The organism is Ruegeria sp. HKCCSP346 (genome assembly GCF_017872595.1).
Lineage (GTDB): Bacteria > Pseudomonadota > Alphaproteobacteria > Rhodobacterales > Rhodobacteraceae > Ruegeria.
Map to the genome: position 1 here is coordinate 188,117 of NZ_JAEDOT010000003.1, position 19,568 is coordinate 207,684.

A 19,568-nucleotide genomic window follows, 5' to 3' on the forward strand; every position below is an offset into this window, starting at 1 on the left:
GTTACCTTTGTGGGACGAAGTTCTCGGCAAAGAACCGATACCAGTTCCCGCCCATGATCCCGGCCACTTCGTCATCGTTCAGGCCGGTCGCGCGTAACCCATCTTCGATGTTGCCAAAGTCTCGGTTGTCCTGAAACCAACCCGGCATCGGTGGGAATCCCGGAGCCGAGGCCGAGCCTTCGCCATAGTCAATCTCTTTTGTCCAACGCCCCACACGCATCCATTCCACGACGCTGTCGGGCTGATCCTGACACAAGTCAGTGCCAATCCCCAGATGTTCGGCCCCGTGTTTGTCAGCAGTGCGTGCGATCATTTCGCAAAAGCTTTCCAGCGTGCAATCGGACTTGTTTTTCAGATGGTGAGGGTAGACCGAAAAGCCCAGCATCCCACCTTTTTCCGTTACCGCACGGATGACGTCATCCCGCTTGTTGCGCAGGGCCGGGGACCATTCGTGCGGATTGGCGTGTGTAATCGCGATGGGCCGGTCCGAGATTTCAGCCGCCTCGATCGTGGAACGGTCTGCCGAATGGCTCATGTCTACCACAAGGCCCACGCGGTTCATCTCTTTGATGACCTGCTTGCCCATGCGGGTGATGCCGGTGTCTTCGGCCTCGTAGCAACCTGTCGCCAGCAGGGATTGGTTGTTGTAGGTCAGTTGCATGAACCGCGCGCCCAGATCGTGCAGGATTTCGACCAGCCCGATATCGTCTTCAATGGGCGACGGGTTCTGAAACCCGAAAAACACGGCGGTTCGGTCCGTATTACGGGCCGTGTCGATATCGCTGGCCCACCGGCCTTTCATGATCAGATCCGGGTATTGCTCAAACCAGCGGTTCCATTTCTCGAAATTCAGTACCGTTTCGCGGAAATTCTCATGATACGCGATGGTGACGTGGATCGCATCCACGCCCCCTTCGCGCAACTGGCGAAAGATCTTTTCCGACCAGTTGGCATATTGCAGGCCATCGATCCGCATCAGACGGGGCCTGCGCTGATATAGGCGGTTTTGACGGTCGTGTAGAATTCAGCCGCCGCCTTTCCCTGTTCGCGGGGTCCGTACGAGCTGTCGCCGCGGCCACCGAAAGGCACGTGGTAATCGGTGCCCGCGGTGGGCAGGTTCACCGTCACCACGCCGGTGCGCGCGTTGCGGCGGAAATGGGTGGCGCGGGCCAGCGATTTGGTCACGATGCCCGAGGTCAGGCCGAAATTGGTGTTGTTCACAACGCTTAGCGCCTCGTCATAGCTGCCGACCTTGATGACGCTGGTCAGGGGCGCAAACATTTCTTCGCGGTTGATGCGCATGTCGTTGGTGGTGTTCAGGAACACGCCCGGCGACATGTAGAACCCGTCATGGGGCATCTCCAGGCGCTGACCGCCACAGGCCAGCTCGGCCCCTTCGGATTTGCCCAGTTCGACATAGGCGAGGTTTTCATTCAACTGCTGCTGGCTGACGACGGGGCCCATCTGCACGCCCGCTTCCAGCGCGTGACCCACTTTCATTGCCTGCGCACCGGCAACCAGTTTCTCGACAAAGGCATCATGGATGCCCGCGTGAACCACCAGACGCGACGAAGCCGTGCACTTCTGACCGGTGCCGCCGAATGCCCCGCCCAGCGCCAGAGTTACCGCCAGATCCAGATCGGCGTCGTCCATCACGGCCAGCGCGTTTTTGGACCCCATTTCCATCTGCACCTTGGTCAGGTTCTGGATCGCGGCGGCGGCGATGCCTTTGCCTACGGGCACAGACCCGGTGAAGGAAATCGCATTGACCTTGGGGCTTTCCACCAGCCGCTGACCGATGGAACGGCCCGAGCCCATCACCAGGCTGAACAGACCTTTCGGGATGTCCTGCCGTTCGATGATTTCGGTTAGGGCCACGGCCGAGGCAGGGGTGATGTTGGCGGGCTTCCATACAACCGCGTTGCCATAGCACAGCGCCGGGGCAATCTTCCACGAGGCGGTTGCAGTGGGGAAGTTCCACGGGCTGATGATGGCAACCACGCCAACAGCTTCGCGGCGCACGTCCACCTCGATATCGGGGCGCACGGAATCGGCGTTCTCACCGATCTGTCGCAGGCATTCGGCCGCATAGTAAGTGAAGAACTGACCGGCGCGGTAAACCTCGCCCTTGCCCTCGGCCAGCGGCTTGCCTTCTTCACGGCTCAGCAAAGTACCCAGCTCTTCGGCGCGGGCCATCAACTCGTTGCCGATGGCGTTCAGGACGGCCTGTTTGCGCTCGAGCCCGTAGGCGGCCCATTCGGCCTGCGCGACGCGCGCCTGATCCAGGGTCGCCTCAAGCTGGTCGGCGCTGGCTTGTGTGAACATGCCGACCAGATCGCTCAGATCCGATGGGTTGCGGTTTTCGATTTCGCTTTCGCCAGCCAGCCATTCGCCGGCAATCAGATTCAGTTTGGTCACGTCAGGCCCCAAATTCGCAAATTTCAGTTTGCGAAAGAATGGAACTTGCTGACGACATCAGTCAAACTCAAATAACTTTAGAAAACTTCAGAAAGATTGAAGCATGGCCGTGAAAATAGAGATGCTGCGGTGCTTTTGCACCGTGGCCCAAACCGGAAATCTTGCCGAGGCAGCCAGCCGTTTGGGCCGCACGCAATCCGCGGTCTCAATGATGTTGAAACAATTCGAAGAGCATCTTGGCAAGAAACTGTTTGAAGGCGAACGGAAAAACCACCTTACTCCGCTCGGTCAGCAAGTTCTCGACCTTGCGCTCAAACAGGTGCGGGATTTCGATCAGGCTGTTCAGAATATTGAACTGGCGGCACAGGCCGAGCACGGGTTGATCCGGATCGTATCCGTGCCGTCCGTGGGGGCGCTGGTCTTTCCTGCCCTGCTGGGCCATATGACGTCTCGTTTTCCCGGCCTGAAGATCGAGCTGCGAGACGGAGATTCGCAGCAGGTTCTGGATGCGGTCGCCGGGGATACGTCTGATATCGGCATAGCATCCGGCCATTTTCCGCTGAACGGGGTCAGTGCAGAGCCGCTGTTTCAGGACCGTTTCGGCTTGGTTGCAGCGTCCGATCATCCGCTGATGACACGGGCGGAACCGCCAGCCATTTGCGATCTGGTGGCTCAGCCTTTCGTGCGAAACGCCCTGTGTGACTTTATCGAGTCCGCGCCTTTCCGAGAAATTCTGGACAGGGCCGAGGTTACCATCCACAACACGCATTCCCTGATCACGACTGTCAGGGCAGGCCAGTGGATCACGGTCCTGCCGCAGACCGTCGCGCAGTTCATCCCGGACGCAGTCGCCTTTCGTCCGATTTCGGATTTGCCGGACAGGCGCGAGGTGTATCTTTATGTGCGGGAAAGGTCGCGATTCCGAGAAATCTCGGAGGCCTGTCGTTCATTTGTCCTGTCGAGTGGGTTTGGAAATTCAAGCCTGTGAATGCATAAAAAGGGGATTAACCCTGCTCAAAATCACAAATTAATTTGGTTTTTGCAGACTCACGCCCGATGCCATGCTAGGTTCTCGCTTGAAGTGGGGGACTTCAGAGGGGCGATATGTCTCAAGATCTGAGGGGCTGGTTGAGCGCAAATGGATTAAACGAGTACGCGCAGGCCTTCATTGATAATAAGATCGACTTTTCCATTCTGCCTGATTTGACGGCCGAGGATCTGATCGAAATCGGTGTGACCGCTGTCGGCGATCGTCGGCGGCTTTTGCGTGCCATCGAGCAACTTGATTCCGCGCAGATCGCCGCAGAGCCTGAACCCGCAGCGCCGCACGAACCTGCGCGGCGGCAGGTCACGGTGATGTTTGCGGACCTGACCGGGTTCACGAAAATGTCCAGCAAGCTGGATGCCGAGGATCTGCACGCGCTGCTCAACCAGTTCTTCAGCAAAGTGGACAATGTGGTCGAAAAATACGGCGGCCGCATCGACAAGCATATCGGTGATGCGGTCATGGCCGTTTTCGGAGCGCCGATCTCACATACCAATGACACGGAAAGGGCAGCACGGGCGGCAGCTGAAATTCATGCGGTTCTTCCGACGTTATCACCGCCGCTGTCCTGTCATATCGGTATCTCTTCGGGTCAGGTCATCGCCAGTACGACAGGCAGCCAGTCGCATACGGAATATACGGTGACAGGGGATGGGGTGAATCTGGCGTCTCGGCTGACAGATATCTCAGGGGGCGGCGAGACTCTGGTCTCACATGACATTCAACGCGCGCTGGGCCCGTTGTTCGTGGGCGACTCCATCGGGGTCAAGGCGATCAAGGGGCTGAACGAGCCGGTTGAGGTCTGGCGTCTGGACCGGCTGGCCAGGAACATTCGGACCAGACGGCATAAATTCATCGGGCGCGAGCGTGAGATGTCGATTTTCTCGGCCACATTCGACCGATGCCAACGCCATGGAAAAGGTGAAGTGCACATCGTTCTGGGCGAACCCGGAATTGGAAAAACCCATTTGTCCGAGCAAGTGGCGGAATTGGCGACAAGCCTGTCCTACACGATCCACAACGGCGTTGTGATGGATTTCGGTGCGCGCGAAGGTCATTCAGCCATTCAGACCGTTGCACGCAGCATTCTGGGGCTTGAGGCGTCGGACGGGGCGGAAACCGGGGCGGCCGTTGCAAAAGAGGCCATTACCAAGGGCTGGGTCAGCCCTTCCAACGCTGCGCACCTCAATGCTTTGCTTGAACTCGAGCAGGATCCGGGCCTGGCCGAGGTCTATGCGGTGATGGACAACAAGACCCGTCTGCGGGGGCGGCGTCAGGTGCTGGAGGAGCTGCTTTCCGCCAGCAGTCGGGAATCGCCCCTGCTTATTCAGATTGAAGACATCCACTGGGCGACGCCCGACATCCTGGCGGCGTGTTCTCATATCGCCGCGGTGACGCGGAACACGCCCTGTGTGTTGATGATGACCAGCCGGGCCGAGGGCGATCCGATCGACAGGAACTGGCAGATGGCCACGGATGGCGCGCTGGTGTCAAAACTGGAACTGGCACCGATGGGAGAAGAGCACGTCAGGCAATTGGTCGAAGAGTTCCGGGCCATCGATCGCGACTTGCTGGAAACCTGCGTCCAGCGCGCCGGTGGAAATCCGTTGTTTCTGGAGCAGCTGCTGCGAAACACGGATGTGCTCAAACAGGAAACTGTGCCGGGCAGTATTCAGGGTATCGTTCAGTCGCGATTGGACGCGCTGGATCGCGCCAGCCGAACCGCCATTCAGGCCGCATCGGTTTTGGGTCAACGGTTCTCGCCCGAAGTTCTGAATTTCATTCTGGGTGAAGGGCATCTGGATACCAGCAACCTTATCCGCTCGGCGTTGATCCGAGAGGCAGGGCCCGATTTCATGTTTACCCACGCGCTGATCCGGGACGGGTCCTATGCAACACTGGTCAAATCCGAGCGCGCCCGCCTGCACCGGCAGGCGGCTCAGTGGTTCGAAGACAAGGATGCAACCTTGCGCGCCCAGCATCTGGACCGGGCCGGGGCCAATAACGCGGCGCAAGCCTATCTGGAAGCAGCCGACAAATTGATACAAGCCTTCCGATTCGACGATGCCAGCCCGCTGATCGAGCGTGCTTTGGAATTGCCGTCCCCGGCGGGTGTCCGATTTGACCTGCTGTGCGCGCGGGGCGAAACCCATCGGTTGCAGGGGTTGTCAAACGAAGCTTTGGACGAGTTCAAAGACGCCGCCGGTTTGGCTGAAACAGACGAACAAATCGCCCGGGCCCATATCGGGCTTGCGCAGGCGGCGCGGCAAGCAAGCCTGTATCAGGACGCGCTGGAAGCGCTCGACACGGCCGAGGCAGCGGCACAGCGCTGCGGGTCCGAGGAAGATGAGGCCCAGATAAGCTATGTGCGCGGCAACGTCTATTTCCCGCTGGGCCGGAACAAAGAAGCGCTGAAGGCCAACGAGCGGGCGCTCTCGCTTGCCCGCAAGCTGGAATCCCCGCGCCTTGAGGTTGGGGCGCTGAGTGGGTTTGGCGACGCCAATTTCATGAAAGCCTCGATGAAGACGGCGGCGGGGTTCTATACCCAAGCCGCTGAACGGGCACGCGAAAAAGGGCTGGTTCGGGACCTTGCAGCCAATCTGCACAATCTCAGCGTGGCGCGCAGCTATACTGGCGATGTCGGGCAGGGCCGAGCAGATGCCAATGAGGCGATTGAAATCTCGCAGACCTATTTCGCCTTCGTTCCGGAATGTGTCGCGCAAACATGCCTTGGTGTGGCCGAGACCTTTCTGGGCAGTCTCGACCGTGCGCTGGAAGCCTTTGGGGTTTCTGCCGAAATCGCAGAGCGCGTGGGCGCAAAACGCCTTGAAGCGCAGGCGTTGGAACATTTGGCCAGAACGCAGGTTTATGCCGGCCAGGTCGGGCGCGCACGTGAAACCGGTCTGCGAGCAGTCGAAATCGCGCTTGAACATGGCCGGAACTTTGTTGGACCCAAGGCCCTGTCAGCCCTGGCGATGGCCGAAACGAACCCGGATGAGCAAACGCGCCTTTTGAAACTGGGTTCCGAGATCATCGCCGAGGGATGTGTTGGCCACAGCCATCTGCACTTTTTCCCCGATGCCAGCGCCGTCATGCTGGCGCGTGGTGATTGGGATGCCGCACTTGAATATGCGGATGGCCTTGCCGCGTTCACCAAGAACGAGCCGTTGCCGATGGTGGACCTGTCCATTCGTCAAACACGGCTGTTGGCCGAGAGCGGAAGGCAGAATATTCCACCGTCAGAGCATAGCGGTTTTGCCGGTATGACCGAGCATTTTGCCGCGATGGGCATTACCCAATCCTTGCTGGGCCGCGCGGATTTTCTGACCAGTTAGGCGGCAAGGCAGGAGGCTGAATGAGCGTCGAAAAAAAGGTTTGGCTTTTCTCTGGCTTGCTGACCCTTGGGTTGGCCGCCTTGTTGCTCAAGCTTTGGGTCGAACTGAACCATTTCGAGGAAGACCTGACGCAGCTGCCCGATCAGGCTTCGGTAGATGCGTATCTGTGCAGATTGGACGTGGCGCCGGACTATCGTTTGAGAACGGGGATTTTCATAAAGTCATTCAGCTTTCTGGGCGCCAGCGATGTGCGGCTTACCGGCTATATCTGGCAGCACTACAAAGCAAAGGAACATGATGCGATCCTTCCTGCCGAAGGTGAGGTTGGGTTTCTTCTGCCCGAAGCGGTCGATACGGCAAACGGCCTTGTTGAAGAGGCATACCGCTTGTCGCAACCCGACGGCGTCTTGATTGGTTGGTATTTTGAACAAACCCTGCGCCAGAGCTTCGACTACACCAGTTATCCCTTCGATCACAAAACGGTTTGGGTGCGGTTCTCGCCCGCTTCTTTCGAGGTCAATATCGCGCTGGTTCCTGACTTCGAGGCTTATCCGGCGACCGGATCGGATGACATTTTCGGGATCGACAACCGGATCGTGATGGGCACGTGGGAGCGAGAAAACACCTATTTCGACTACAAGCTGTCGAAACTGGATACGACGCTGGGCATCCGGCAGAACGCTTACCAGACCAACACGCCCGAGTTGCATTACAACTTCGTCATCAAACGCAATTTTGCAAACGCGTTCATCGTTCACATGATCCCGTTGCTGGTCGTGGTGATGCTGCTGTTCGGTGCGGTCATGACCGTCACGCGCCGCGAGGGGTTGGTCGAGCGGCATGACTTCAGCACGTCCAGCGTGATCGGCACCTGTTCGGTTCTGTTCTTCGTGATCCTGCTGGCCCATGTGCAACTGCGCGAAGGATTCGCCGGATCGCCCGTGATCTACATGGAGTCGTTCTTTTTCCTTATGTACTTCATGCTGTTGGCGGTTTCGATCAATACGTACCTGTTCGCCTCAGAGGCGGTGCCGTCGCTGCGGATCATCCATTATCGAGACAACCTGATCCCAAAGGCCAGTTTCTGGCCCTTCGTGCTGCTGTGTATGGTGGCGATCACGGCCTATAACCTCGGCATCAAGGACAGCTCGGAACCGCCACCGATCAGCACGCGGGATTGTTAGGCCACGGGTTCAAACCCGGGTTTGGGTTCGCCCTGCGCCATGTCCAGCGTGTAATCGCTCACCACTTCGGATGTACCCTCGCGCCAGCTTTTCAGGTATTTTTCCGGATCAGCGATCACATAGGCATATGCGGGTTTCATCGCACCCTCGATGACGACGTTGATTTTCTTGCGCACATAGACATTCTCGGGTGAGCCGGGGCCGTAATACCCTTCCAGCCTGTCCAGTTCGCCGAGGCCGGATTCGGTGACACGGTAGACCTCTCCACCCACTTGCTTGCCCATCCCCTGCTGATCCACAAGGGTTGCCATGCGATGCAGATACCCACAGTTGGGATTGTCGCAGAATGGTTCCTTCGGGATGATCAGGGGCATTGGTTGCCGGGTGCGCGCCGTTCCCACGAATTCATTCAGGACCGCGCTGTGTGCGTCATGATTGGGGAACCCCTGCTTCAGTGATCCATAGGTGAAATACAGGTAAGAGGGTTCGTTCACCGCCACGAAGCTTTCGTCACGCCCCTGTTCGGGGTCTGCCATCCTCAGGTTGTGATCTTGCGCCCAGGCGTCCAGCATGGAACGGATTTCCGGTTCGATCTGCATGCTTTGAACGAATTCGATGCACGAGGTCGCATCCATGTCTTCGGCCCGCAGCAGGATTTCCACCATCTTCGGTGCCTTGTTCATCACCGCCACATGCAATGCGCTGAATCCGTGATCGTTGACAATGTTGACGTCGATACCCCTGTCGATCAGGTTCTGGGCGGCCTCATAATCCGGCTTGCCCAGATCATGGCCGCTTTCGCCCAGTTCGCCTTCACCGCCTGCTGCATAGTGCAACAGTGAATCTCCATGGGCCTCGTCCACGATGTTGACCCCGACAACCCCTTCGTCGATGGCGCGGAACACGCGCTTCCATTCGTTGATGTCATCGGCGGCAGCGGCCTCGCGCGCCCATTTGCAGACGCGATACTTCTGGTCGTCCAATTCCTCGAACGCATCCGCCAAAGCTTCCATGATCTGGTCCGGCGTTGCCATCATGCCGATGCCCATCCGGCCGTTCGACAGGCGACCTTCACGTGGTCCGACGAAATCGACCCCAAGCGTCTTAAGCTTGTCGACGTTGTTCTGTGTGGTGATATTGTTCCACATATTCGTATTGCACGCGGGGCAGAGGATCACGGGTTTCTTCTGGTATTGCCATGCCACGAAGACCGAGGTCAAAAGATTGTCGGCGATGCCATTGGCAACCTTGCCCATCGTGTTGCAGGTGATGGGGGCCACGATGACGCAATCTGCCCAGTCACACAGTGCCAGATGCGAGGCGCGCACCGGCATGTCGAAATTCAAATAGCGGAAATTCCACTCGTCATCGTCGCGGTAATAGTCATTGTGGGTGATCTTGGCGTCGATCCGTTCGGCGCCGAAATCCCGAAAGAATTTCTCGGCCGAAACAGACGGGATCAGTTTCACGTTATGCCCCGCGTCGACAATGCGTTCGACAAGCTCGGGGATCTTGTCCGCCGCCGATGACCCGCAGGCGCAAAGCAATACGTTTCGCTTTCCGGCGTTTACTTGATTCATCACCCCCTTGGGATAGCCGAACGGGTTCTTCTCAAGGCTTGGGGTTTCATTCAGTTCGGATACCGGCAGCCCTTCCCTGCGCATTCTGGCTTGCAATTCACCGGCCTGGATCATGTCTACGATGTCTTCCAACTTTTCACTTTTGCTGATGCATTTTCCTTTGAAAAACAAATACGGCACGTCCGGTCTTTCGCCCAGCGTCACCAGTTGCCGCCGCATCCTGATCATATTGGGATCGCGCCCGCCCACGTCGATCTGCTTGACGGTCGTTGCCCCGATATTCGAAAGAATGCTGCGCAGCATATAGGACCACGGGTCCTCGTCCTCGTAGAACAGAACCATCGTATTGTGCTTGATGATGCTGGCAACATCGCTTGGGTTTTCGGGCGGCTCGACCTCTTCGATCACCAGCAATGCAGGGTCTTCGAGATCCCGCAGACCGCGGAAAATGTTGCCCCGCGGCGCTTGCCAGACTTGCGAGGTTGCCGGACTCATATCGACTATGGTCACAACGTCTTCATCCTCGTCATAGTCTATGCATAGGCACCAGAACTCTTCGAGCAACGCAGTTTCCCGGAACACGTTGTCCGGCGGGCGGATCGCCTCGATCCCGGTGACGCGATTGAAGTCGATGTTGATCATCAGGTGACGGTTGCTGTCGGGGGTCAGGCTTTTCAATTGCGCCTTGAACCAGTCTTCGGGGGTTTGGATTGATTTGTCGTCGCGGGTCTCAAAGCTCTGGAACGAACTGCTCAGATGCAGGTTCTCGGATTGTCTGATATACTTTTCGACCATGTCGTGCATGTCTTTGGCGGTGGCGACCCGGCGGACAGTATCCGTGAACGACACCTGGGCCGCCCGCAGCAACTCGTCCTCGTCCACCCTGTAGTCGCCGTGAATGGCGAGGCTTTCCACCAAAACGCCGATCGAGTTCATGTTGGGCGTTGCCCGGCGGAACAGGTTGCGGCGTTTCTTGGGATCTTTCGCCAGATAACGTGTGCTGTCGACGTAATTGCACCGCTGCTTGAAGGTCTTCAGGTGCGTCTTGACCGCGGCCCGTGCTGAAAACCGCAAAAGGCCGCGGGACCGCATCGAGGTTCCGTCACGATCCGACATGGCTTGCCACAACCGTTCGACGGTTGTCACCCAAAGCTTGCCGTATTTCTCAGGGTGCACATCCATCATATGCACCAGCCCCGTGCTTGGGTTGCACTTGGCGATGACGGCAAAATGGCCGCCGGGCATAGTCTCGTTGCCATGGGCAAGACCGACCTGGAAATTAGCGACCAGAATGTCGTTGTCACCGCCCAGCCGGTTGGATTCGTCGATCGCCTCAAGCAGCAGCGGCACACTGGTTGTGTCTGCGTCCATGAAATAGGCCTGAACCTGAACCCTCTCGCGCAGCCCCTGCGTGTGAATGTAGGTGCAGGCGACGTCAAAAAGCTCGCCCAGCGAGATTCCGTCGTTCACGACAAAGGACGAGGGCAATGCGCATTCGCGGAAGATGTCATTCACTTCGCAGCTGAACCCCAGCGCCGACATGCTGAGAGCGGCCGCCGTGACACTGCAACAATTGATCGGCTGCTGAAAATTCTGCAACTGAACGCTGACCAGATCACCAAACATCGTTGCAAAACAGGGTTGCCGGACGCTCTCTGGTATCTGAAGCCAGTTCTGGCTGGACAGATACGCCAACCGGGTTCCATCCAGCGCAAGCGCTTCTAGGCTGACAGGGATATCCGAGATCTGAAGGTGTTCTTCATAGAAGTAATCACCGACATCCGCGCTGGCCAATGGATTTCCGTTCTGGCGCAGCTGAACCACGCCACGCAGCACGATATACATGCCGTTCGCTGGCAGAACCGCGTTTCCGGTCACCTCGATACATTCGAATTGTGGGTTGATGACGGCTGGGTCGGCGATCTGAGCCTTACCCGGAAGGACATCATATATCATCTTCCAGTCTGCGTCGCTTGGGGTGTAAGGTCTGGATTTGGAAATTTGATCTATGGTCACAACTGTGTCCCCCCGGAGTTGCGTTGCAATATTTCAATCTTCGGTCCGCCAGCGCCTCTGGTTCTTCGAAGCTCGGACAACGGTCATTCAGAATAAAAGACCTGCCTGTTTTCAGTGTTTGTTTCTGGCAAGGGCCGTGTTTCTGATGAAAAAAGTATGAACAAAATGGCCCAATTGGCTGCACAGTATCCGATAATTGAATAAAAATCACGAGTGCAGTTGCAGCGGCAGCGGCTGCCTTGCATGGCGGAACACTTGCCATCCGCGATTTGGATTGCGCGGGTCACGGGTGCCAGCCTTCGGGCAGACAATCTGTGAAGGGCTTTGGGGATCAGTCGAGGAAAAGGTAATCCAACTGCATGACGGCTTGGGCTTTGTCTTCACCAACCCCAAGAAACTTGGCAATAACCGCTTCATTGTCGGCGCGCGGGGCCGTTTCCCGCAGGCGCAGGTAATTGTCCAGCCGGGCAGCGCGGATCCGTTCGGATTCATAGCCCAGATCGTTGCGAAGGGTCGGCAGCAAGGAAGCAACGGTTTCCGTTGGGCTGTTGTCTCCGGCCAGCCCGACCCGACGCGCGTGGCCGATCAGATAGTCGTCCGAGTATTCGCATTCGATCTCAAGCACGTGGGTTTTGGCCTGGCCGCCGCAGAAATCCTCGAGCGCGTCAAGATTGGCCGGGTCAAGGCACAGCACCAGCTGATCCGACCCGAAACTGTCGAACAACAGGCGCAGAACGGCACGCCGGTGACGAGAGCGCTTGGTCAGTGTGGAGTCGATCCCGCCCAGATCCGGCAGCAACGTATTTTCTTCGTTGAACAGGTATTCAACGCAAGGAATATCCGTTTCAGATGCGATCTGATCGACAAGACGTTTGGCGACATGCCATTTCTTGCAGACGATCACGAACAGTTCCCGTTCCGGGCCGAGTACGCTCCCGGCTTCCCAGAAGCGTTGTCCGAACCGGCGGCCGATACGCCCGCGACCAGTGAGAAACGCGTACAGATTGCGCCCCTCGTTCGAGATCGGGAAATCGACGCCCTCACTGGCATAGAGCGAGCCGAGCCGGGCCTTCAACTCATGCGCCTCGGCGCTGATCTTGCGTGCGAACAGATAATCCTGGCCCAGCAACATGTCATAGTGGTCATTGTAGAATGTGACCGGCATTCCATAGTCCGAGAACATCAGGAATGTTGGCGTTCGGTTTTCAATCTCGTTTTTTGGGATCAGGTGACGCACCAGCGTCTGAAAAAAGGTTTCATCAGGAATCCACGTGGTCGAAAAAAAACGGATCACATCCCGGCGCTGATGCAGGAAATCCAGTATCATTTCGACGGTTCTGCGACGCAGGCACCACCATTGGCTGCCGATCATCATCTGAATGTCCTGGGGGATGTCCCGCGTCAGACCGAGGCGCTTTTGCAATTCATAGGCGGCATAGAACAGCTTGGACTGCGTGCGCTCGTTAAAGTAGTGGCGATAGATCAGCCGGTCTTCCTTCATGCCGGTCTTGATCCAGTTGCTTTCAAAGAAATCGTGACTTTCGATGAAATCCTTGTCGTTATCGTCGAGGTAACGGTGCGTGTATTCAGCGGTTTTGATCGCCATGCAGTCACCCGACAGCATGTAGAAATGTGTGGCGCGGGGGAAATTTTCCACGGCGGCTTCCAGGGCGTTCAGCGTGGCCCGGACCAGCGACCATTCTCCCCAGCCGCATCTGACGCGTTTTTTTGCAAAGGTCACATTGGGATTCTGATCCAGTGCGGAACGAATGCGCTCATAGGCTTTGGCGCTGGCGCTGGCGTCAAAATGGATGGCCATGCAATCGCCGACAGCGGTCAGTTGTTCGGCCTGTGCAATGATGGCTTCAGGGTCCTTGTGACACAGCAATATATAGGCGACTTTTGCCATTGAGATTACGCAATATCCGTTTCTGCCTGATTTCAACCGTGATACTGAGGATGAGCGATTGAATAAACAGAATAATTTTGGTTCTTTGTTACCAAAAGCTGGCGTATCGCATCGAGACCTGGCCAGCGCAGGAGGCACAGCAGATGGGGTTTCCCGGTACCTGGATGACCGAGAGCGAAAGCATGGTGTACCGCGTGGTGCCCAAATGTGCTTGCTCGACCATTGGTCAGATCATGTATTTCTCGGATCATGGTCAGTTCTTCGACGGTGATATCCATGATGCCAAGGACGGCATGCACAAATGGGCATTTGATCAGAGCCAGAAGCTGATCTCGAACAATGTGCGCAATCACGCGTCCTATTCTTTCACTTGCGTGCGCAATCCCTACACCCGCATCCTCAGCTCATTCTTTGACAAGATCTGCGGCATTCAGCGCAACGGCAAGAGATACCGCGGCAATCTGGTGCCGACGCTGATCTATAACTACGGGATCGAAGTGGGCGGCGACGACGGCAAGGGAGAGTTTGACCAGATCGCCAGCTTCCGCCGGTTTCTGCTGTTTGCGCGTGATACGATCCGGTGGCGGCGCCCGATGGACCCGGACATTCACTGGTCTGCGATGTCAGGCCACGTGTCTACTTTCATCGTGAACGGCGGTCACTATGACCGGATATTCTGGACAGAAGCGTTCAATGACGGGATGCAGGATGTTCTGGACAATGTCGAGCTGAAGCACCCGGTCAAACTGTCCGAGATTCCACGGTTCAATGAATCCGAAGGGCATGGGCCAAAACGTGCGCATCCGGTCGAGGACTACTTTGACGATCTATCAATGCATCTGGTCTACGAGATCTACAAGCAGGATTTCGAGCTGTTCAAATACGACTTCGAAAACCCGGCGAACAAGATGCCGATCGGTGAAATCGATCTGCATGAAATCCACGCCAAATTGGGCGACTGACGGTGGGGTGCTCCCGCCCGTCGTCGATATTTCTTGCGAAACATCTCCTCCGGTTGGGCCCGGCGCCGCGCGCTGCGCGGCGCCGGGCCCAAGGTCGAACGTGGCATCGGCGAAGCCGATGGTACGGATCGGGCGCGGGAGCTCTTGAGGACGGTTGATTACCCGGCTCGCCGCCTCGGCAAGCCGGTCGCGTATGTGCTTAGACTTGGCGAACAGCCCCTTTTGCTGCGCTGGTCGTCAGCTTGGCATAGGCCTTGAGCGCGGTGGACACTTTACGTTTGCGCGGCGCGGCGGGCTCCCACCCCTTTGCGTTCTGTTCAGTGCGGCGGGCGGCCAGCTCTTCATCCGAAACTGCCAGATGAATGGTGCGGTTTGGGATGTCGATCTCGATCGTGTCGCCATTCTGAACCAGACCGATCTCACCGCCTTCGGCCGCTTCGGGTGAGACGTGGCCGATCGACAGGCCTGATGTGCCGCCCGAGAAGCGACCATCGGTCAGCAACGCGCAGGCTTTGCCAAGCCCTTTGGACTTCAGATATGACGTCGGATACAGCATTTCCTGCATCCCCGGGCCACCGCGCGGGCCTTCATAGCGGATGACGACCACATCGCCTTCTTTCACCTTGCCCGTAAGAATGTCGTTGACCGCCTGATCCTGACTTTCGCACACGTAGGCCGAGCCGGTGAATTTCAGGATATTGGCGTCCACGCCAGCAGTTTTCACGATACAGCCGTCGCGAGCGATATTGCCGAACAGAACGGCCAGACCACCATCCTGGCTGAACGCGTGTTCTTTCGAGCGGATCACGCCGCCTTCGCGGTCGGTGTCCAGTTCCTTGTACCGGTTGGACTGGCTGAACGCCTGTGTGGTGCGCACACCACCGGGGGCGGCCTTGAACAGCTCCTGCGCCTTTGGATTGTTGGCGACCTTGATGTCCCAGTTGGCGATCGCTTCACCCATTGTGGCCGAATGTACCGTGTTGCATTCCTCGTGCAGCAGGCCTGCGCGGCTGAGCTCTCCGAGGATCGAGAAGATACCTCCGGCGCGGTGGACGTCTTCCATGTGCACATTTTCGGTGTTGGGCGCGACTTTGCACAGGCAGGGAACGCGGCGGCTCAGGCGGTCCATGTCGGACATGGTGAAATCAACGCCACCCTCATGCGCGATGGCCAACAGATGAAGCACCGTATTGGTGGACCCGCCCATGGCGATGTCGAGGCTCATGGCGTTTTCGAATGCTTCGAAGGTGGCAATCTCGCGTGGGAGAAAACCTTTTTCATCCAGATCATAATGGCGCTTGGTGATCTCGACGATGCGGCGGCCTGCCTCAAGGAACAGCTCTTTGCGGTCGGCATGTGTCGCCAGTGTCGAGCCGTTGCCCGGCAGGGCCAGGCCCAATGCTTCGGCCAGGCAGTTCATCGAGTTCGCAGTGAACATGCCAGAACAGGAGCCGCAGGTCGGGCAGGCATTCTCTTCGATGTGTTGAACCTGTTCGTCGGTGAATTTGTCGTCCGCCGCGGCGACCATGGCGTCGACGAGGTCGATTTTCTTGGCCTCCAGATCGGCGATATCGATCTTGCCGGCTTCCATCGGCCCGCCCGAGACAAATATGGCAGGGATGTTCAGGCGCATCGCGGCCATCAGCATGCCGGGGGTGATCTTGTCGCAATTCGAAATGCAGACCATCGCATCGGCGCAATGGGCGTTGACCATGTATTCGACCGAATCTGCGATCACTTCGCGCGAGGGCAGCGAATACAGCATCCCGTCATGGCCCATTGCGATGCCGTCATCCACCGCGATCGTGTTGAATTCTTTGGCCACACCGCCTGCAGCCTCGACCTCGCGCGCAACCATCTGGCCCAGATCCTTCAGATGCACGTGGCCCGGGACGAATTGGGTGAACGAGTTGACGATGGCAATGATCGGTTTGCCAAAATCATCGTCTCCCATGCCGGTGGCGCGCCAAAGGCCGCGTGCGCCAGCCATGTTGCGGCCATGGGTTGAGGTTCTGGATCGGTACAATGGCATGATGCTGTTTCCCTTTTGCCTCGGGTTGCATGTCTTGGGGTTCGTACGTTATAGCGCACGTACCACATGTGCGCTATAACGCACAAGAGGATTCGCGGGACGATGAGATGGACTCTGACGATATAACGCTGAAACTGCGAGACGTGCGTGCGGCATCGGGCCTGAGCCTGTCGAAAGTGGCCGAGATGACTGGCGTGAGCAAAGCCATGCTGGGGCAGATCGAGCGCGGTGAATCCAGCCCAACCATCGCAACGCTGTGGAAAATTGCCAAGGGGTTTCAACTGCCGCTCAGCGCGCTGATCGATACGATGAACGGGGACCCTTCGGTTTTTCAGACCGTAACTTTCCCCGGCACGATCGAGGTCAAGATCGTCTTTCCATTCGATCCCGCTCTGGGGGCCGAGACATTCCACGTCAACCTCAAGCTGAACCAAAGCCACGAGTCGCCCGCCCACGCGACAGGCGTGACCGAGGAGGTCTTTGTTCTGAACGGCACGCTTGAGATCCTGCGCGGAGACGAGTGGGTTTCCTTACAGGCCGGGCAGGGGTTGCGTTTCGCGGCCGATCTTCCGCACGGGTATCGCGCCGGCCCCGAGGGGGCGGCCTTTCTGAACATGCATCATTACGCCCAACACACCGAATTTGTAGAGAACGGCAAGGCCCATTCATGACCGCATTTTTCGACAGCCTGACCATCGTCGACGCCATCGGCTCTTTCGGGGCTCTAATCGTGGTCGCCGCGTATTTCGCAACACAGATGCGGATGATGAACTCGGATGATCTGGCCTTTCCGGTGATCAACCTGCTGGGCTCGGTGCTGATCGTCTATTCCCTGCTCCAGAATTTCAATCTCGCATCAATGTTGATCGAGGGGTTCTGGATTCTGATCAGCCTCATTGGGATTATCCAACATTTCCGCCTGCGCAGCGCCAAGTGAGCGCTATCCAGCCTTGAACCCCTATGCCGCCGGGTATAGGGAAAAATCAAGCGCGCTTAGGGGAGGCTTTGATGCAGGACGATCCAAAAACCCTCGTATCCACCGAATGGCTGGCCGCGCATATAAAGGATCCGGATCTGCGGATTCTGGACGGGTCGTGGTACTTGCCCGCGCAAAATCGTGATGCACGGGCGGAATATGACGCAGGCCACATCCCCGGGGCGCGGTTCTTTGACATAGACGAGATATCAGATCGCCGTTCCGACTTGCCGCATATGGCGCCTCCGGTCGAGAAATTCATGTCGCGCCTGCGCGCGATGGGTGTGGGCGACGGTCATCAGGTCGTGGTTTACGATGGCGCTGGGCTGATGTCGGCTGCGCGCGTCTGGTGGCTGTTCCGTCTTATGGGGCAGGAAAACATCGCGGTTCTGGATGGTGGATTCCCCAAATGGCAGGCGGAAGGGCGCGAGGTCGAAGACCTGCCGCCGGTCATCCGTGATCGTCATATGACCGTCCGGGTGCAAAATCAGCTTGTCCGGGACGTCACGCAAGTTTCCGCCGCCGCCAAGCTGGGTGATCATGAGATCATCGACGCCCGCTCTGCCAGCCGGTTTTCCGGGGCCGAGGCCGAACCGCGCGAGGGTCTGCGCTCGGGGCATATTCCGGGTTCACGCAATGTCCCCTTTGGCCAGTTGCTGAACGCCAATGGTACCATGAAGTCGCCGGAAGAGTGCCGCGCCATATTCGAGGCCGCGGGCGTCGATCTGTCGAAACCGGCGATCACCTCGTGCGGGTCTGGCGTGACCGCCGCGATCCTCAGCCTTGCGCTTGAACGCATGGGCAAGAAAGACCACTCGCTTTATGACGGCTCATGGGCTGAATGGGGCGCCTTCCCGACCCTGCCCGTCGCAACCGGAGAGACCTGATGTTCGAGAACCTGAAACCGCAGCCTGCCGACAAGATCCTGGCGCTGATGCAGATGTATCGCGAAGACCCGCGTGATCAGAAGATCGACCTGGGCGTCGGCGTCTACAAAAACGCGGAAGGCATCACCCCGGTCATGCGCGCCGTCAAAGCGGCCGAGCAGCGCGTCTGGGAAGAGCAGGAAACCAAAGCCTATACCGGGCTGGCCGGCGATCCGGCCTATGCGGATGCGATGATCGGGCTGATCCTCGGCACCTCGGTTGAGCGCGGCAATATCGCCGCCGTGGCGACACCGGGCGGCACCGGAGCCTGCCGTCAGGCCTTCGAGATGATCCGTATGGCCAACCCGTCGGCCCGCGTCTTCGTGTCGAACCCGACATGGCCGAACCACTTGTCGATCCTGAACTACCTGGGGATCGAGACGGTTCCATACCGCTATTTCGATGGTGACACGCGTGGCGTCGATTTCGATGGCATGATCGAAGACCTGAAGACCGCAAAAGCGGGTGACGTGGTTCTGCTGCACGGTTGCTGCCACAACCCGACCGGTGCCAACCTCAACATGGTTCAATGGCAGGAGGTCGTGAACCTGATCAACGCGCTTGGCCTCGTTGCGATGATCGACATCGCCTATCAAGGCTTCGGCGACGGCCTGGAAGAGGATGCGCAAGCGACACGTCTGGTCGCGTCTTCGGTCAAGGAATGTCTGATAGCGGCGTCATGCTCGAAGAATTTCGGCGTGTATCGCGAACGCACCGGTTTGCTGATGGCCATCAGCGCCGATGCCGGGCAGACCGCTTTGAACCAGGGTACATTGGCATTCCTGAACCGCCAGAATTATTCCTTCCCGCCCGACCACGGCGCGCGTGTTGTGACCACGATCCTGATGGACGAAGCCCTGCGCGCCGACTGGGTGGCAGAACTGGAAGAGGTGCGCCTGTCGATGCTGGGCCTGCGTCGCCAACTGGCCGACGAACTCCAGCGTCTGAGCGGCTCGGACCGCTTTGGTTTCATCGCCCAGCACCGCGGCATGTTCTCGCGCTTGGGTGCGGCCCCTGAACTGGTCGAGAAACTGCGCGTTGAACACGGCATCTACATGGTTGGCGACAGCCGCCTCAACATCGCCGGTCTGAACGCCAACACCGTTCCGATCCTTGCGCAGGCGATTGTCGACGTCGGCGTCTGATTTTCGGGCATTGCCAAACAAGAAACCCGGGCACGAATGC

At 57.9% G+C, this 19,568-nt stretch carries 13 protein-coding genes; 8 read left to right on the forward strand and 5 right to left on the reverse strand.

What is annotated here, in order from left to right; genetic code table 11:
- Position 1: 1 nt before the first annotated feature.
- Both I9185_RS12105 and I9185_RS12110 read right to left on the reverse strand, forming a co-directional pair.
- Positions 2 to 976, reverse strand: coding sequence for a membrane dipeptidase (locus I9185_RS12105; RefSeq protein WP_210093180.1), 975 nt, complete (start codon positions 974 to 976; stop codon positions 2 to 4).
- Entirely contained in the window at positions 976 to 2,418 is a 1,443-nt protein-coding gene (locus tag I9185_RS12110) for an aldehyde dehydrogenase family protein (RefSeq protein WP_171635538.1), read from the reverse strand. The genes I9185_RS12105 and I9185_RS12110 overlap by 1 nt, the downstream gene beginning before the upstream one ends.
- A 103-nt stretch (positions 2,419 to 2,521) precedes the next feature.
- On the opposite strand from I9185_RS12110, the gene I9185_RS12115 reads away from it, so the two are divergent.
- The 3 genes from I9185_RS12115 (at position 2,522) to I9185_RS12125 (ending at position 7,982) form a co-directional block, all read left to right on the forward strand.
- Complete coding sequence (locus I9185_RS12115; RefSeq protein WP_171635540.1) at positions 2,522 to 3,406, forward strand: LysR family transcriptional regulator; 885 nt, start codon at positions 2,522 to 2,524, stop codon at positions 3,404 to 3,406.
- Positions 3,407 to 3,522: 116 nt separating this feature from the next.
- Positions 3,523 to 6,798 carry an adenylate/guanylate cyclase domain-containing protein gene (locus tag I9185_RS12120; RefSeq protein WP_210093181.1) on the forward strand — a complete coding sequence of 1,092 codons (3,276 nt, stop codon included), beginning with the start codon at positions 3,523 to 3,525 and terminating at the stop codon, positions 6,796 to 6,798.
- 20 nt (positions 6,799 to 6,818) lie between these two features.
- Positions 6,819 to 7,982, forward strand: coding sequence for a hypothetical protein (locus I9185_RS12125; protein ID WP_210093182.1), 1,164 nt, complete (start codon positions 6,819 to 6,821; stop codon positions 7,980 to 7,982).
- Here I9185_RS12125 and I9185_RS12130 read toward each other — a convergent pair.
- A complete protein-coding gene (locus tag I9185_RS12130; RefSeq protein WP_210093183.1) occupies positions 7,979 to 11,578 on the reverse strand; it encodes a flavoprotein in 3,600 nt (1,199 codons plus the stop codon). The two genes, I9185_RS12125 and I9185_RS12130, sit on opposite strands and share 4 nt — an antisense overlap.
- Before the next feature lie 331 nt (positions 11,579 to 11,909).
- Positions 11,910 to 13,487, reverse strand: coding sequence for a DUF5928 domain-containing protein (locus I9185_RS12135; RefSeq protein WP_210093184.1), 1,578 nt, complete (start codon positions 13,485 to 13,487; stop codon positions 11,910 to 11,912).
- Between the two features lie 143 nt (positions 13,488 to 13,630).
- Here I9185_RS12135 and I9185_RS12140 point away from each other — a divergent pair, with 143 nt between their 5' ends.
- Positions 13,631 to 14,449 (forward strand): sulfotransferase family protein, encoded by an 819-nt coding sequence (locus tag I9185_RS12140; protein WP_210093185.1) that lies wholly within the window; start codon positions 13,631 to 13,633, stop codon positions 14,447 to 14,449.
- 199 nt (positions 14,450 to 14,648) lie between these two features.
- Here I9185_RS12140 and ilvD read toward each other — a convergent pair whose 3' ends face one another.
- A complete protein-coding gene (gene ilvD / locus I9185_RS12145; protein ID WP_171635553.1) occupies positions 14,649 to 16,481 on the reverse strand; it encodes a dihydroxy-acid dehydratase in 1,833 nt (610 codons plus the stop codon).
- Positions 16,482 to 16,588: 107 nt separating this feature from the next.
- Here ilvD and I9185_RS12150 point away from each other — a divergent pair, with 107 nt between their 5' ends.
- The 4 genes from I9185_RS12150 (at position 16,589) to I9185_RS12165 (ending at position 19,528) form a co-directional block, all read left to right on the forward strand.
- Positions 16,589 to 17,152 (forward strand): XRE family transcriptional regulator, encoded by a 564-nt coding sequence (locus I9185_RS12150; protein WP_210093186.1) that lies wholly within the window; start codon positions 16,589 to 16,591, stop codon positions 17,150 to 17,152.
- Positions 17,149 to 17,418, forward strand: a complete 270-nt coding sequence (locus I9185_RS12155; protein ID WP_152459709.1) for a hypothetical protein — start codon at positions 17,149 to 17,151, stop codon at positions 17,416 to 17,418. Before I9185_RS12150 ends, I9185_RS12155 begins: the two co-directional genes overlap by 4 nt.
- 71 nt (positions 17,419 to 17,489) lie before the next feature.
- On the forward strand, positions 17,490 to 18,344 hold the full coding sequence (sseA, locus tag I9185_RS12160) for a 3-mercaptopyruvate sulfurtransferase (RefSeq protein ID WP_210093187.1): 855 nt from the start codon (positions 17,490 to 17,492) through the stop codon (positions 18,342 to 18,344).
- Positions 18,344 to 19,528: an amino acid aminotransferase gene (locus I9185_RS12165; RefSeq protein ID WP_210093188.1), complete on the forward strand. Its 1,185-nt coding sequence runs from the start codon at positions 18,344 to 18,346 to the stop codon at positions 19,526 to 19,528. Before sseA ends, I9185_RS12165 begins: the two co-directional genes overlap by 1 nt.
- The last annotated feature ends 40 nt before the right edge of the window (positions 19,529 to 19,568 follow it).

Excerpts from the sequence above, each read along its gene's own strand:
- I9185_RS12135 (WP_210093184.1), bottom strand. The coding sequence starts at position 13,487 with ATGGCAAAAGTCGCCTATATATTGCTGTGTCACAAGGACCCTGAAGCC.
- I9185_RS12125 (WP_210093182.1), top strand. The coding sequence starts at position 6,819 with ATGAGCGTCGAAAAAAAGGTTTGGCTTTTCTCTGGCTTGCTGACCCTT.
- I9185_RS12120 (WP_210093181.1), top strand. The coding sequence starts at position 3,523 with ATGTCTCAAGATCTGAGGGGCTGGTTGAGCGCAAATGGATTAAACGAG.
- I9185_RS12155 (WP_152459709.1), top strand. The coding sequence starts at position 17,149 with ATGACCGCATTTTTCGACAGCCTGACCATCGTCGACGCCATCGGCTCT.
- I9185_RS12150 (WP_210093186.1), top strand. The coding sequence starts at position 16,589 with ATGGACTCTGACGATATAACGCTGAAACTGCGAGACGTGCGTGCGGCA.
- ilvD (WP_171635553.1), bottom strand. The coding sequence starts at position 16,481 with ATGCCATTGTACCGATCCAGAACCTCAACCCATGGCCGCAACATGGCT.
- I9185_RS12140 (WP_210093185.1), top strand. The coding sequence starts at position 13,631 with ATGGGGTTTCCCGGTACCTGGATGACCGAGAGCGAAAGCATGGTGTAC.
- I9185_RS12105 (WP_210093180.1), bottom strand. The coding sequence starts at position 976 with ATGCGGATCGATGGCCTGCAATATGCCAACTGGTCGGAAAAGATCTTT.
- sseA (WP_210093187.1), top strand. The coding sequence starts at position 17,490 with ATGCAGGACGATCCAAAAACCCTCGTATCCACCGAATGGCTGGCCGCG.
- I9185_RS12165 (WP_210093188.1), top strand. The coding sequence starts at position 18,344 with ATGTTCGAGAACCTGAAACCGCAGCCTGCCGACAAGATCCTGGCGCTG.
- I9185_RS12115 (WP_171635540.1), top strand. The coding sequence starts at position 2,522 with ATGGCCGTGAAAATAGAGATGCTGCGGTGCTTTTGCACCGTGGCCCAA.